Here is a 13,721-nt window from a genome sequence, read left to right as displayed (position 1 = left end):
CCGCATGCCGACCCCCTCCCGCCCCCGAACGGTGCCGCAGGCCCTGCGCCCGGGCGACCGGGTCGCCGTGGCGGCCCCCGCCGGCCCGCCCGACCCGGCCCTGCTCGACCGCGGCACCGCTCTGTTGGCCTCCTGGGGCCTGGAGGTGACCGTGCTGCCGCACGTCCGCGACAGCCACCTCGGCCACCTGGCCGGCCGCGACGAGGACCGCGCCGCCGACCTCACCGAGGCCTGCGCCGACCCCGGCGTGCGCGCCGTGTTCTGCGCCCGCGGCGGCTACGGCACCCAGCGCATGGTCGACCTGGTCGACTGGAAGGCGATCGACACGGCGGCCGCACCCGCGCTGCTGATCGGCTCCAGCGACATCACCGCCCTGCACGAGGCCTTCGCCGTCCGGCTCGGCACCAGCACCCTGCACGCCCCGATGCCCGCCACCGGCGCCCTGGTGGACAGCCCGGAGAGCGCCGAGCACCTGCGCACCGTGCTCTTCCACCCCGAGCAGGTGACCGAACTGCCGCTCACCGGCGAGGTGCTGGCCCCCGGCACCGCCCGCGGCCGGCTCTCCGGCGGCAACGCCAGCCTGCTCGCCGCCTCCGTCGGCACCCCCACCGCCCTACCGCCGGACGGCTGCCTGCTGCTCCTGGAGGAGACCGGCGAGGAGCCGTACCGGCTGGACCGCATCCTCACCCAGCTGGTGCGCGCGGGCGTGCTCGGCCGGGCGGCGGGCATCGTGCTCGGCGACTTCACCGACTGCGGGCCGGAGGAGGAGGTCCGCGCGGTGCTCGCCGACCGGCTGGGCGGCCTCGGCGTGCCGGTCGCGGCCGGCCTGCCCGCCGGGCACGGCCCGCTGCAGCTCACCGTCCCGCTCGGCACCGAGGCCGAACTCGGCGACGGCGTCCTCAGGTTGCTCGAACCCCCGCTCGCGCCGCGGCCCGGTGCCGGTGCGTCGACCGCGGAGGAGGCCCGGTGCGCGTCCTGATCTCCGCCGACATGGAGGGCGCCACCGGCACCACCTGGCCGGAGGACGTCGAGCCCGGCGCCCCCGCCTGGCAGCGGATGCGCCGGCTGCTCACCGGGGACGTCAACGCCTGCGTGGCCGGCCTGTTCGCCGGCGGCGCCGAGGAGGTGCTGGTCAACGAGGCGCACGACAGCCAGCGCAACGTCCTCCTGGAGGAACTCGACCCCCGCGCCCGGCTGCTGGTCGGACGGCACAAGCCGCTCGGCATGATGCAGGGCGTCCAGGACGCCGACGCGGTGGTCTTCCTCGGCTACCACACCGGTGCCGGCGCGAGGGGCGTACTCGCCCACACCTACCTGGGCTCCGGCCTCACCGGCTTCCGGATCGACGGCAGCGACGCCGACGAGGGCCGGATGAACGCGCTGACCGCAGCCGAGCACGGCGTCCCGGTCATCCTGGTCACCGGCGACGACCGCACCTGCGAGGCGGCCGCCGGGTGGGCGCCCGAGGCCCGCACCGCCGCCGTCAAGGAGTGCGTCAGCCGGTACGCCGCGATCTGCCTGCCGCCGGAGCGCAGCGCCGCCCTGATCCGCGACCGGGCCGAACTCGCCATGCGCGACCACGCCCTGCTCGGCCGCCCGGAGCCGGTCACCGGCCCGCACCGCTTCGAGATCGACTTCCACGCCAGCCACCAGGCCGAGGCGGTGGCAGCCGTCCCCACCGTCGAGCTGCTCGGCCCGTGCACCGTCGGCTACACCGCGCCCGGCGCCACCCGGGCCGCCCGCACCTTCAAGGTCTGCACCGTGGTCGCCCGGGCCGCCGCCGAACAGCACTACGGCTGAACGTTCGTGAGAGGGAACCCGTGACCGTGACCCCGCAGGCACTCGACACCGACGTGGCCGTCCTCTGCCGCGACCTGCTGCGCATCGACACCGTCAACCCGGGCGACGGCGGCGGGCCCGGCGAGCGCGAGGCCGCCGAGTACGTCGCCGAGCGGCTCGCCGACGCAGGGGCGGACCCGCTGCTCACCGAGTCGGCGCCGCGCCGCGCCAACGTGCTGGCCCGGGTGGCCGGCAGCGACCCCGGGCTGCCGCCGCTGCTCGTCCACGGCCACCTGGACACCGTGCCCTTCGACGCCGCCGACTGGCGGTACCACCCGCTCGCCGGGGAGTTCGCCGAGGGCTGTCTGTGGGGCCGCGGCGCGGTGGACATGAAGGGCAGCCTGGCGATGACGCTGGCGCTGGTCCGCGAGTGGGCCCGGACCGGTCGGCGCCCCCGCCGCGACCTGGTGCTCGCCTTCCTCGCCGACGAGGAGTCCACCGGCGAGTTCGGCGCCCGCTTCGTCGCCGCGCACCACCGGGACCGGTTCGACGGCTGCACCGAGGCGATCGGCGAGTCCGGCGGCTACTCGGTGCCGGCGGGAGTATCGACCGGGGACCGCAGGATCTACCCGGTGGCGGTCGGCGAACGCTGCACCGCCTGGATGCGGCTGACCGCCACCGGCACCGCCGGGCACGGCTCGCGGGCCGGCGCGGACAACGCCGTCGCCACCCTGGTGCACGCGCTCTCCCGGCTCGCCGCGCACCGGTGGCCGACCCGGCTGACCCCGCCGGTGGAGGCGCTGATCACCGCGCTGGATGGCATCCTCGGCACCCGGATCGACCGGGAGCGGCTGGAGTCCGAGGCGGCCCGACTCGGCCGGGCCGGCGCGCTGTTCGCCCACACCGTGCGCAACTCGGCCGTGCCGACGGTGCTGCAGGCCGGACAGAAGGTCAACGTGGTGCCCGGCAGCGCGCACGCCCAGGTGGACGGCCGGTTCCTGCCCGGCACCCGCGAGGAGTACCTGGAGACCGTGGAGCGGCTCCTCGGGCCGGGCGTGGCACGGGAGTTCGTCAACCTGGAGGATGCCGTCGCGGCGGACCACTCCGGCCCGGCCTTCACCGCGATGGCGGACGCGCTGCGCGCCGAGGACCCGGCCGGGCACCCCGTCCCGTACCTGATGTCCGGCGGCACCGACGCCAAGACCTTCAACCGGCTGGGCATCACCTGCTACGGCTTCGCGCCGCTGCTGCTCGCCCCGGAGCTGGACTACCCGGTGATGTTCCACGGCGTCGACGAGCGGGTGCCGGTCGCCGGACTGGCCTTCGGAGTACGGGTGCTGGACCGCTTCCTCGGCGGCTACTGACGGACCGCCGAGGAACCGACCGGCCGTCAGTGGCGGGTCGCCTTCTCGCGGGCGCGGGCCGGCGTGCCTCCCGTCCGCGGCGTGGCGGCGGCCGCCCGGCGGGCCGCGGTGTCCGGCACGGTGAAGGCGAACAGGCCGGTCGCCACCGCGATCGCCGCCAGTACCAGGTAGGCCGACCGGTAGGCCGCCAGCGGCGGATGGGCCTGCTCGGGGCCGCCCGCGCCGAGCACCAGCACGGTGGTCACCACGGCGGGGGCGAGTGCGTTGCCGGTCTGCCGCACGACGGTGTTGAGGGTCGCCGCGTGGGCGACGTCCGCCCTGGCGACGGTGGTGAACGAGGCGATGGTGGTGGGCACGAACACCCCGCCCATCGCCAGGCCGAGCAGGAACATGTAGCCGCGGAGGGCCCACAGGCCGGTGTGCGCGTCCGCGGCGGCGAACAGCAGCAGCACGCCCGCCACGCCCAGCATCCCGGTGCCGATGATCACCCGCGGACCGATCCGGGCGTAGACCGCGCCGACCAGCTGCATGGTGAGCAGCACGCCGAAGGCCTCGGTGAAGGTGGTGCTGCCGCTGTTCAGCGGGCTGCCGCCGCGGGCCTCCTGGATGTAGATCGGGCCGAGGAACATCGCGCCCATGATGGGCACGTAGCCGACCAGGCAGATCAGGTTGGTGTCGCGGAACAGCCGGTCGCGGAACAGCCGCAGCCGCAGGACCGGCTCGGCGACCCGGAGTTCGACGGTGACGGCCACTGCCAGCAGGGCCGCGCCGGCCGCCAGCGCGCCGAGCACCTGCGGCCGGCCCCAGCCCATGTCGGGCCCGGTGCAGATCCCGTACATCAGGGTGGCGGTGCCGGCCGCGCTCAGCAGCAGGCCGGGCAGGTCGAGCCGTCCGGCGGCGTGGTCGCGGTGCTCGGCGAGGAACAGCAGGCCGAAGAGCACCGCGGCGGCGCCGACCGGCACGTTCACCCAGAACACCCAGCGCCAGGAGATGCCGGTGACCAGCAGGCCGCCGAGCAGCGGGGCGAGGGCCGGCGCGATCTGCTGGGGGATGACCAGCAGCCGGGCGAGGCGGACCTGTTCGGCCTGGGTGAAGGTGCGGAACAGCAGTGCCTGCGAGGTCGGCATCAGCAGTCCGGCGGCCAGGCCCTGCAGGGCGCGGGCGGCGACCAGTGAGGCCAGGTTCGGGGCGGCCCCGCACAGGGCGGAGGCGGCGGTGAACGCGCCGAGCGAGAGCAGCAGCATCCGGCGGCCGCCGTGCCGCTCCACGAGCCAGGCGGACGCCGGGATCATCATCGCCAGGCAGACCGGGTAGACCACGACGACGCCGGTGAGCGCGGCCGGGGTCAGCGCGAACTCCCGGGCGATGCTGGGCAGTGCGACGGTGGTGATGGCCCCGTCGACGATGCAGATGAACGTGGTCAGGACCGTCATGATGGGCACGACACAGCGCTGGCTCAGGCGGGTGCTCATAGAAGCTGAGCATACTCACTATGATGATGCTCAGGAAGACCGGGGACGGGGACGGACACGGCATGGCACAGCGGCAGGCGGACAAGCGCGACTTCGGCAGCAGCGACCTCCTGGTGGACGAACTCTTCGCCACCACGCAGCGGCTCCGCGCCTTCGTGGACGGTCGGCTGCGCGAGCACGGCGCCTCCGTCTCCCGGCTGCGCACCCTTCGCGTCCTCGCCCGGGCCGACGGGCCGCTGCGCATGCGCGACCTCGCCGACCTGGTCGGCAACGCCCCCCGCACCACCACCACGATCGTCGACAGCCTGGAACGCGACGGTCTGGTCGAGCGGGTCCGCCACCCCGAGGACCGTCGCGCCTTCCTGCTCACCCTCACCGAGGAGGGCGTCCGCCGGCACCGCGAGGCCGAGGAACTGGACCGCGAGGCCCTCGCCGCCGCCACCGGCACCCTCGACGCCGCCGAGCGCGCCCAACTGCGCACCCTCCTCGGCCGCATCCGCGCCGCCGTCGGCGAGGAGGCGGCCACCGGCGGTGCGGAGGACTGACGACAACCCGGCACCGAGTCCGGGTATCGGACGGGTGAAACCGGCCGCTCGGCCGTCAGGGTGACGGATCTTCCTGCCGAAGGGGTTCCTGACCAGAAGGAGGAGATCACCTCGCGTTACGTCCTGCTGGGCCTCGGCCTCGCCTGCCCCGTCCTCGCCCTCGCCGTCTTCCTCGCCGCCGCACGGGCCGGCAGCCGCAGTGAGAGAGAGGACGACTCGGCCTGAGCACAGGCGCGGCCCCCGGGTCACCCGGTCAACGCGTCGACCAGGTGCCGGGTGCCCCGGACGGCGGCCTGCGGGAGCAGCGCGACGAGTCGGGCCCGGGCGTCGTCGACGAGCGGCAGGATCACGCCGATACCGCACGTTCGATTCGACGTTCGCACAGGCCGCGAGGAGCGGCGGTCGGCCTCAGTGCAGGGGGCCGCCCTCGCGCTGGTGGCGGCCGGGGGTGGTGCCGAAGGCCCGTCGGAAGGCCTCGACGAAGGCGCTCGGCGAGGACCAGCCACAGGCCGCCGCGACGGAGGTCACCGAGCGGCCCGCCGCCAGCAGGGTCAGCGCGTGGTGCAGCCGCAGCTGCGCGCGCCACTGGGGGAAACTCATGCCGGTCTCCCGGCGGAAGAGCCGGCTCAGGGTGCGCTCCGAGGCGCCCACCGCGGCGCCGAGTCGGGCGAGCGTCCGGTCGTCGGCCGGGTCCGCGGCGAGCAGGTCGGCGAGGTCCCTCAGCCGGGGGTCGGCCGGCGTGGGCAGCTCCAGGCCGAGGGCCGGTGCCCGGCGCAGCTGGTCCAGGGCCACCTGCTCCAGCGCGCGGGCCTGCTCGCCCTGCGGCGGCTCCGGTCCGCTCAGCACCTCGACCACCTCCCACAGCAGCCGGCTCACCGCCAGCACCGTCGGCCGGTCGAGCGCCAGCGGATTCACCTCGGCGGGAAAGCTGAGGCTGCGCAACTCGCTGGGCCCGTGCGCCCGGTGGGCGTGCGCCACACCGGCCGGCAGCCACACCCCGCGGTGTGCGGGCACCGCCCAACTGCCCTGCGGCGTGGACACCTCCAGCACGCCGCGCCCCGGGCAGATCAGCTGGTTCACGGTGTGGAAGTGCCAGTCGATCCGCTCGCGGTGGGCCAGCGGCTGCCGGGTGGGTCCGGTCAGCTCCTGGCGGGTTGTCGACATGGATCGGCAGAGTATCGGAAGCCCGCACCTGCCGCCGCGGTCCAGGCTGGTCACCGCCAACCGATCTGTGAGGAGGCGGAGATGAAGGAGGCGGAGATGGCCCTGGACGACACCGCGCACCGGAGGAGCGGCAGCACGCCGCACGGCCCGCCCGGCCCGGAGCCGGCAACCGGGGGCGCGACCTGGCGGAGGATGCGACTGTGGGGGGCCGCGCACGCGGTCGACGACTTCTACCAGGGACTCGTCCCCGCGGTGGTGCCGTACTTCGCGCTGGACCGCGGCTACGACTACGTCGCCGTGGGCGGGTTGGCGATGGCGGCCACCGTCGGCAGCGCGGTGCCGCAGCCCTTCGTCGGGCTGGCCGTGGACCGCTGGCGGCTCGGCGGGACGGCCGCGGTCGGCGTCGCCCTGGCCGGGGTCGGCCTCGGTGCGGCCGGGCTGGTCGACTCGTACGCCGCGGTCTGGCTGCTGGTGCTGCTCTCCGGGCTGGGCGTGGCGATGTTCCACCCGGCGGCCGGGCGGTCCGCGCGGGAGGCGGCGGGCGGCAGCACCACGGCGACGAGCGTCTTCGCGGCCGGCGGCAGTGTCGGCTTCTTCCTCGCGCCGGTCCTGGCCACGCCGGTGCTCGCGGCCTGGGGCGTCCGCTCCACGGTGCTGTTCGTGCCGCCGGCGCTGCTCACCGGCTGGGTGCTGCTGCGCCACCGGCAGCGGCAGCGGACCGCGGCGCCCGTGGGGCCGGCCGTCCCCGCCGGGCCCGACCGCTGGCCGCCGTTCCTGGTGCTGACCGGCGTCGAGGTGGCGCGCTCGGTGGTGTTCTTCGGTGTCAGCACCTTCCTGGAGCTGCACTGGCTGCGCGACCTGCACGCCTCGCACACGCTGGCCGGGGCGGCGCTGGCCGGCTTCCTCGGCGGCGGTGTCGCCGGGACGCTGCTCGGCGGCCGGATCGCGGACCGGATCGGCACGGTCGCCGCGGTGCGGCTGGGCACCGCGCTCGTGCTGCCCGCACTGGCGGGTCTCTGCCTGGCGCCGGGCGGTGTCGTTCCGCTGCTGTTCGCGGTGCTGACCGGGGCGGCGCTCAACGTGCCGTTCGCGGTCATGGTGAAGCTGGGCCAGGACTACCTGCCCGGACGGCCCGGCACCGCCGCCGGGGTCACGCTGGGGCTCGGGGTCAGTGCCGGCGGGCTGGCCGGCCCGCTGCTGGGGGCGGTCGCCCAGGCGCACGGGCCGCAGGGGGTGCTGGCGTCGCTGTGCGCGGTGCCGCCGCTCGGCCTGCTGCTGGCGTACGCGCTGGTGGAGCCCGGTGCGGCCGGTGCCGCGCGGCTCGGGCCGCGCGGCGTGGCCTGAGCACGCTCAGGCCACGTGGCAGAGCTTGACCACGGAGACCCGGTGCAGGTCCACCGCGAGCGGGGTGTGCCGGCGGTGCCGGCGGGCGTCCTCGGACTCCGCCCGGGCGAGTGCCTGCTCCACCGCGTGGTCGGCCGCGGAGGCGTCGACGATGAAGAGGTGGACACCGGAGTCGGGCGTGCCGTCCGGCCCGGTGTCACCGGACTGGTGGGGGATTTCCACGCGCCAGCGGAAGAGATGCGGCGTTGCCGGTCGGGACCTCTTGGTCATCGGACGTGCTTCCTCTCCCGTGCGGACGTGACGGGCGTTGGAGCTCCGTGGCGTTCGGACCTGTGCGATCCGTATCACCGTATGAGGGAGAAATATGTCCGTCAAGAGGACGAGATATGTAGTAAATATTCCGTCCGGCGGATGAATTCGTTCGGAAGCCAGTACGGTTCATGTATGAGCGACCTCCACGAGTCGGCCGCCCTGTCCGCCCGGCGGCTGCGCACACGCACCGCCCTGCTCGCCGTCCTCGCAGAGTACGGCGCGCTGAGCCGCGCCGACCTGGGGCGGCTGACCGGCCTCTCGCGGTCCGCGGTCAGCAGCGCGGTGGCCGACCTGCGGGCGCAGGGCGCCGTCACCGAGCAGCCCGCCCCCACCGGGCCGGCGGTCGGCCGCGGCCGACCGGCCGCCGTGGTCACGCTCAGCCGCGACACCGGGCTCGTCCTCGGCCTCGACCTCGGGCACGCCCACATCACCGCCGCCGTCGGCACCGGCGAGGGCACCGTGCTCGGCGAGGCCACCGCCCTGCTCGACATCGACGACCACCCGCAGCAGGCCCTGGACACCGCCGCCGACCTCGCCGCCGAGGCGATGCGCCAGGCCGGCTGCGGTCCGGGCTCGGTCGGCGCGGCCGCCGCCGGCATCCCCGCCGCCATGGACCTGCGCACCCGGACCGTCCGGGCGCCCACCATCCTCGCCAAGTGGATCGGCCTCGACCCGGCCGCGGAACTCGGCCGCCGGCTCGGCCTGCCCGTCGTGGTCGCCAACGACGCCGAGATGGGCGTCCGCGGTGAACGCGCCCTCGGCGCCGGCCGCGGCCTCAACGACCTCATCTACGTCAAGGCCTCGCACGGCGTCGGCAGCGGCCTCGTCCTCGGCGGACAGGTCTACCGCGGCGCCAGCGGCCTCGCCGGCGAGATCGGGCACATCCAGCTGCCCGGCGCCACCAACTGGTGCCGCTGCGGCAACCGCGGCTGCCTGGAGACGGTGGTCTCCGTCGCCGAGGTCCGGCGCCGGCTCACCCATGTCCTCGCCAGCGCCGACCGCGGCGCCGTCCCCACCGAGATCCCCCCGCTCGCCGAACTCGGCACCCGGCCCGCCGCCGCCCGCGTGATCACCGATGCCGGCCGCACCCTCGGCCGCGTCCTCGCCGACCTGGTGAACTGCCTCAACCCCGCCGCCATCGTCATCGGCGGCGAGCTCGGCCAGGCCGGCACGCCCCTGATCACCGGCGTCCGCGAATCCATCGACCGCTACGCCCAGCCCGCGGTCGCCGACGCCGTCGAGATCATGGCCGGCACCCTCGGCGTCCGCGCCGAACTCCACGGCGCCCTCGTCACCGCGGCCGAAAGCCGTCGCACCCTGGCCTGACCGCCGCCTCGGCAGCGGACCACAGGCGTGCACGGAGGCATTTCGTCCGAAGGATTCCCGGTCGGGCGGGGCCGGCGGTGGGACGGCGGGCGGGCCCCGGTCCTGTCGGCCGGCCGCCCGGGCCGTCCGGTCGCGGCTGCCGGCCCGGCCGGCCCGGCCGGCTCGTCCGGCGTCGGTGGGCGTGTACGGCGCCGTCGGCCCGCCGCAGGACAGCAGTGTGCCCCGGGCGCGCGTCCCCCCGCGTGGGCGCGGGCTGAGGACGGTCCGGGGCTGCGGGTGGCGAGGGCGGTCCCGTGCCGGGGCCGCGGCCGGTCTGCTGCTGCGCGGCGTCGACCGGCCTTCCGCCCGCCCGGGCGTGGCCGGCGGGATCTCCCGGTGGGGAGTCGCCGGGCACGCCCCGGGGGTGGTGGGCCCGCTCGGCCCCGATGGTGGCCGGGGCGGGGCCGAGCGGGAGTTCGGGATGCGGCGGATCAGGGGCAGGTCTTCCAGGCCAGGTGGTAGATGGTGTTGATGTCCCCGTCGGTCGAGTCCATCGTCATGAAGCTGGTGGTCTTGTTGGGGTCGGAGCTGCCCGGCGCGACCCGCAGTTCGGTGTTGATGTTGAAGTTGCGCTGCTCGCCGCAGGGCGCGTAGACGAGGGCGGCGACGTCCACCGAGTCGGTGGCCTGCCAACTGTCGTCGATCGGCCCGGCGTAGCGGTGGTTGCTGGTGGTGGTCTGCGGCGAGCCCTGGAAGTAGTAGCTGGCCTTCTGCGTGCCGGTGGCGCCGCGCTCCAGGTGGGCGAAGCCGCGGTAGTCGGCGGAGGCGATGGCGTAGGTGAAGCCCTGCGGGACGTGGACGTTCAGGTTGAGCTGGCAGTTCTTGCGGAAGTCGGTCGGCTTGGAGCCGACGCCGACCTGTGCCAGGTACTGGCTGTAGGTGACGGTGAAGGCCGTGTTGTCGGGGGAGACCGCGACCGCGGCGGTGCCGGCCGGACATCCGGAGCCGTTGACCGTGGCGACGTTGATCACGATCTTGTCCGGCGGCGGAGGGGTGGTCCACGGGCCGGTGGGCGCCGCGGCCGCGGCCCCGGGGGCGGCGACCAGCGAGGCGGCGGTGGCGCCGATGGCGACGAGCATGCGAACGATCAAGGCTGTCCCTTCCGATCGTGCACGGCCGCCGGGCGGAGAGTCCGTCCCGGCGGTTTGTCGCGTACATGTCACCATGTCTTCCGGTCCCGCGTACAGAGGACGGCAACACTCCGTCAGGATTCCCTGACGTTCCGTCGAGCGCGGCGCCCGCCGCCGGCCCGGCCGCCCCGGCCGCCGGGAAATGTCGCCGGCGCCCGGAACCGGCGACCGGAACCGCCCGACTACCTGCACCGGGCCGGCAGCGGCCGGCCCGCGCACCGCCGACCATCCGGGAGACCACCATGCGTGCTCGCGCCCTGTGCGGCCTGGCCGCCGCCCTCGCCCTGCTCACCTCCGCCTGCGCGTCCGACGGCGGCGCCCCCGCCTCCGGCGCCCCGGCGCCGGCCGCCGCCACCGGTGGGTTCCCCGTCCGCACCACCGACTGCGCCGGCACCGAGACGGCCTTCGACGCGCCGCCCCGGCGGATCGTCACCAGCAACGCCGCCGCACTCGAGATGCTGCTCCAACTCGGCGCCGGCGACCGGGTGATCGGCACCGGCTTCCCGCCCGGCACCGGCACGATGCCCGCGGAGCTCGCGGACCGCGCCGCCGCCGTCCCCGTCCTCGGCCGCGGCGTCATCGCGAAGGAGAAACTGCTCGGCTCCGGCGCCGACCTGTACGTCGACACCTTCGCCGCGATGGGGGCCATGGGCGGGGGCATGGGCGCCGCACCCACCGAGCAGGAGTTCGCCGCCGCCGGCATCAAGCACGTCTTCCTGCACTCCACCGCCTGCGCCGACCGGCTCGAGGGCCCCCAGCAGGACCTCGCCGAGGTCGAGGCGGACATCCGGCGGCTCGGTGCGATCACCGGCACCGCCGCCCGCGCCGAGGAGCTGGTGGCCCGGATGGAGCGGACCGTGGGGTCGGTCCGCACCGCGGTCGCCACCGTCCCCGCCGACCGCCGCCCCTCCTACTTCTTCTTCGACGCGGACGCCGGCACCAAGCAGCCGATGGCCGCCTGCGGCCGCCAGGTCGCCCATGCCGTCATCACACTCGCCGGCGCCCGCAACGTCTTCGCCGACTGCCAGGCCACCTTCAAGCCGGTCTCCTGGGAGGACGTCGTCGCCGCCGACCCCGACTGGATCCAGCTCGGCGTGCGCAACCGCGGCAGCGAGGCGGAGACCCGAAAGGCCTACGAGCAGGCCGAGGCCTTCCTCCGCGACTTCCCCGCCACCCGGGGCCTGCGGGCCGTCCGCGAGGGCCACTTCGTCCGGATCGGCTCCGAGGTGACCACGATCGCCGGAGTCCGCAATGCCGACACCGTCGTCGCCGTCGCCCGCGCCGTGCACCCCGGTCTCACCGTGGACGGCCGGTAGATGCCCCCCGCCACGAAAGCCACCAGGGCCTCCGACACGGCCCGCGGTGGCGGCACCGTCCGGGCCGGGGCGGTGGCCGCCGGCCTCACCCTCGCCCTGGCGCTCTCCCTCACCCTCGCCGTCTCCCTCGGTGCGGTGGACGTCCCGCCCGGCGAGGTGTGGACGATCCTCACCCGGCACCTCACCGGACGCCCGCCCGAGCCCGGCACCCGCGACCTGATCGTCTGGCAACTACGCGCCCCGCGCGCCCTCCTGGCAGCCGTCGTCGGCGCCGGCCTCGGCCTCGTCGGCACCGCCGTGCAGGCCCTCGTCCGCAACCCGCTCGCCGACCCCTACCTGCTCGGCATCTCCTCCGGCGCCACCCTCGGTGCCGTCGCCGTCACCGTGCTCGGCACCGCCGCCGGCACCGGCCTCGGGCTCGGCCTCTCCGGCGCCGCCTTCACCGGCGCCCTCGCCGCCTTCGCGCTGGTCTGGACGCTCGCCCGGCGCGGCGGCGGCTTCGCCCCGCTGCGCCTGGTGCTCGCCGGGGTCGGCATCGGCCACTTCCTCGCCGGCTTCACCAGCTTCCTCGTGCTGCAGGCCGGCGACGAACAGCGCACCCGCGGCGTGCTGTTCTGGCTGATGGGCAGCCTCGGCGGCACCACGTGGAGCCAACTGGCCCTGCCGGCCGGGGCCGTGGCGCTCGGCGCGCTCCATCTGCAGGCCCGCGCCCGCGCCCTGAACGCGCTCACCGTCGGCGACGAGACCGCGACCGGCCTGGGCGTCGACGTCACCCGGCTGCGCCGCGAACTGTTCACCGTCACCAGCCTGTTGACCGGCGTGATGGTCGCCGTCTCCGGTGCGATCGGCTTCGTCGGACTGCTCGTGCCGCACGTGTGCCGGCTCGTCGTCGGTGGCGACCACCGGCGCCTGCTGCCGCTGGCCGCCCTCACCGGGGCCGTCCTGCTCACCGCGGTCGACACCCTCGCCCGCACCGCCCTCGCCACCCAGGAGGTCCCGATCGGCGTGGTCACCGCGCTGCTCGGCGCCCCCGTGCTGCTCTACCTGCTGGACCGCCGACCGGAGCACCGATGAGGATCGACATCGAGAACCTGACCGTCACCCTGGCCGGCCGGGAGGTGCTCGGCGGCGCCCACCTGATCGCCGCCGAGGGCGAGATCGCCGGCCTCGTCGGCCCCAACGGCAGCGGCAAGTCCACCCTGCTGCGCACCGTCTACCGCCATCTGCGCCCGCATACCGGGCGGGTCCTGTTGGCCGGCCGCGACCTGCGTACGTTCGGCGCCGCCGAGGCGGCCCGGCACATCGCGGCCCTGCCGCAGGAGCGCGGCGCGGAGGTGGACCTCACCGTCCGCGAGATGGTCGCCCTCGGCCGCACGCCCTACCAGCGGGCCTTCGCCGGCGAGTCGGCCACCGACCGCGACCTGGTCGCCGCCGCCCTCGTCGAGGTCGGCCTGCAGGGCCAGGAGCACCGCGGCTTCGCCACGCTCTCCGGCGGCGAGCGCCAACGCGCCCTGCTGGCCCGGGCCTTCGCCCAGCAGCCGGACGTGCTGGTGCTGGACGAGCCGACCAACCACCTCGACGTGCAGCACCAGATCGACCTGCTGGCCCTGCTCCGGGCCCGCCGCCGCACCACCCTGATCTCGCTGCACGACCTCAACGCGGCCGCCTCGCTCTGCGACCGGCTGCACGTGCTGCACGACGGCATGGTGGTGGCCTCCGGTCCGCCGCGCGAGGTGCTGACCGCGGACCTGCTCGCCGAGGTCTTCGGTGTCCGCGCCGCGGTGGTCGAACACCCGCTCACGGGCGATCCGTTGATCGCCTTCGACCACCGGGGGTCGGCGACGACCTGAGCGGGTGTTCGCCGGTCGGACAACCGGTCGCCCGCCCCGGTGGGACCGGGCGCCGCCGTTCCGGTGCGGCGGCCGGTCGC

General features: G+C 75.5%; 14 protein-coding genes. 10 read left to right on the top strand and 4 right to left on the bottom strand.

Going from position 1 to position 13,721, the window contains the following annotated elements; translation table 11 throughout:
- Nucleotides 1–4: 4 nt before the first annotated feature.
- From AB0P35_RS08600 to AB0P35_RS08590, 3 genes are read left to right on the top strand one after another with little or no spacing between them, the layout of a single operon-like run.
- Entirely contained in the window at nt 5–979 is a 975-nt protein-coding gene (locus AB0P35_RS08600) for an LD-carboxypeptidase (protein WP_363508213.1), read from the top strand.
- On the top strand, nt 967–1,800 hold the full coding sequence (locus AB0P35_RS08595) for a M55 family metallopeptidase (RefSeq protein ID WP_363508210.1): 834 nt from the start codon (nt 967–969) through the stop codon (nt 1,798–1,800). The genes AB0P35_RS08600 and AB0P35_RS08595 overlap by 13 nt, the downstream gene beginning before the upstream one ends.
- A gap of 26 nt (nt 1,801–1,826) precedes the next feature.
- A complete protein-coding gene (locus AB0P35_RS08590; protein ID WP_363508207.1) occupies nt 1,827–3,143 on the top strand; it encodes a M20/M25/M40 family metallo-hydrolase in 1,317 nt (438 codons plus the stop codon).
- Between the two features lie 26 nt (nt 3,144–3,169).
- Here AB0P35_RS08590 and AB0P35_RS08585 read toward each other — a convergent pair whose 3' ends face one another.
- Nucleotides 3,170–4,615, bottom strand: coding sequence for a DHA2 family efflux MFS transporter permease subunit (locus tag AB0P35_RS08585; protein WP_363508204.1), 1,446 nt, complete (start codon nt 4,613–4,615; stop codon nt 3,170–3,172).
- Between the two features lie 62 nt (nt 4,616–4,677).
- Here AB0P35_RS08585 and AB0P35_RS08580 point away from each other — a divergent pair, with 62 nt between their 5' ends.
- Both AB0P35_RS08580 and AB0P35_RS08575 read left to right on the top strand, forming a co-directional pair.
- A complete protein-coding gene (locus AB0P35_RS08580) occupies nt 4,678–5,160 on the top strand; it encodes a MarR family transcriptional regulator (RefSeq protein WP_363508201.1) in 483 nt (160 codons plus the stop codon).
- Between the two features lie 60 nt (nt 5,161–5,220).
- Nucleotides 5,221–5,385 (top strand): hypothetical protein, encoded by a 165-nt coding sequence (locus tag AB0P35_RS08575; RefSeq protein ID WP_179419604.1) that lies wholly within the window; start codon nt 5,221–5,223, stop codon nt 5,383–5,385.
- 183 nt (nt 5,386–5,568) lie between these two features.
- Here the strand turns inward: AB0P35_RS08575 and AB0P35_RS08570 are convergent, their stop codons facing one another.
- Nucleotides 5,569–6,324, bottom strand: coding sequence for a helix-turn-helix transcriptional regulator (locus tag AB0P35_RS08570; RefSeq protein ID WP_363508198.1), 756 nt, complete (start codon nt 6,322–6,324; stop codon nt 5,569–5,571).
- A 96-nt stretch (nt 6,325–6,420) separates the two neighbouring features.
- Between AB0P35_RS08570 and AB0P35_RS08565 the strand changes: the two genes are divergently transcribed.
- Nucleotides 6,421–7,668 (top strand): MFS transporter, encoded by a 1,248-nt coding sequence (locus tag AB0P35_RS08565; RefSeq protein WP_363508572.1) that lies wholly within the window; start codon nt 6,421–6,423, stop codon nt 7,666–7,668.
- Nucleotides 7,669–7,674: 6 nt separating this feature from the next.
- Here the strand turns inward: AB0P35_RS08565 and AB0P35_RS08560 are convergent, their stop codons facing one another.
- Nucleotides 7,675–7,890 carry a hypothetical protein gene (locus AB0P35_RS08560; RefSeq protein ID WP_363508195.1) on the bottom strand — a complete coding sequence of 72 codons (216 nt, stop codon included), beginning with the start codon at nt 7,888–7,890 and terminating at the stop codon, nt 7,675–7,677.
- 222 nt (nt 7,891–8,112) lie between these two features.
- On the opposite strand from AB0P35_RS08560, the gene AB0P35_RS08555 reads away from it, so the two are divergent.
- A complete protein-coding gene (locus AB0P35_RS08555; protein WP_179419603.1) occupies nt 8,113–9,306 on the top strand; it encodes an ROK family transcriptional regulator in 1,194 nt (397 codons plus the stop codon).
- A gap of 470 nt (nt 9,307–9,776) precedes the next feature.
- Here the strand turns inward: AB0P35_RS08555 and AB0P35_RS08550 are convergent, their stop codons facing one another.
- Nucleotides 9,777–10,433: a DUF4360 domain-containing protein gene (locus AB0P35_RS08550; RefSeq protein ID WP_363508570.1), complete on the bottom strand. Its 657-nt coding sequence runs from the start codon at nt 10,431–10,433 to the stop codon at nt 9,777–9,779.
- Nucleotides 10,434–10,717: 284 nt separating this feature from the next.
- On the opposite strand from AB0P35_RS08550, the gene AB0P35_RS08545 reads away from it, so the two are divergent.
- Genes AB0P35_RS08545 through AB0P35_RS08535 form a run of 3 tightly spaced genes read left to right on the top strand, consistent with a single transcriptional unit; the run spans nt 10,718 to nt 13,641 of the window.
- Complete coding sequence (locus AB0P35_RS08545; RefSeq protein WP_363508192.1) at nt 10,718–11,791, top strand: ABC transporter substrate-binding protein; 1,074 nt, start codon at nt 10,718–10,720, stop codon at nt 11,789–11,791.
- Nucleotides 11,792–12,865, top strand: a complete 1,074-nt coding sequence (locus AB0P35_RS08540) for an iron ABC transporter permease (RefSeq protein ID WP_363508190.1) — start codon at nt 11,792–11,794, stop codon at nt 12,863–12,865.
- Complete coding sequence (locus AB0P35_RS08535; RefSeq protein ID WP_363508187.1) at nt 12,862–13,641, top strand: ABC transporter ATP-binding protein; 780 nt, start codon at nt 12,862–12,864, stop codon at nt 13,639–13,641. The genes AB0P35_RS08540 and AB0P35_RS08535 overlap by 4 nt, the downstream gene beginning before the upstream one ends.
- The last annotated feature ends 80 nt before the right edge of the window (nt 13,642–13,721 follow it).

Source organism: Kitasatospora sp. NPDC085879 (assembly GCF_040686255.1).
In the GTDB taxonomy this organism is placed as follows: domain Bacteria; phylum Actinomycetota; class Actinomycetes; order Streptomycetales; family Streptomycetaceae; genus Kitasatospora.
Note: the sequence above shows the minus strand (reverse complement) of the source record. Positions and strands in the feature narration are given on the sequence as shown.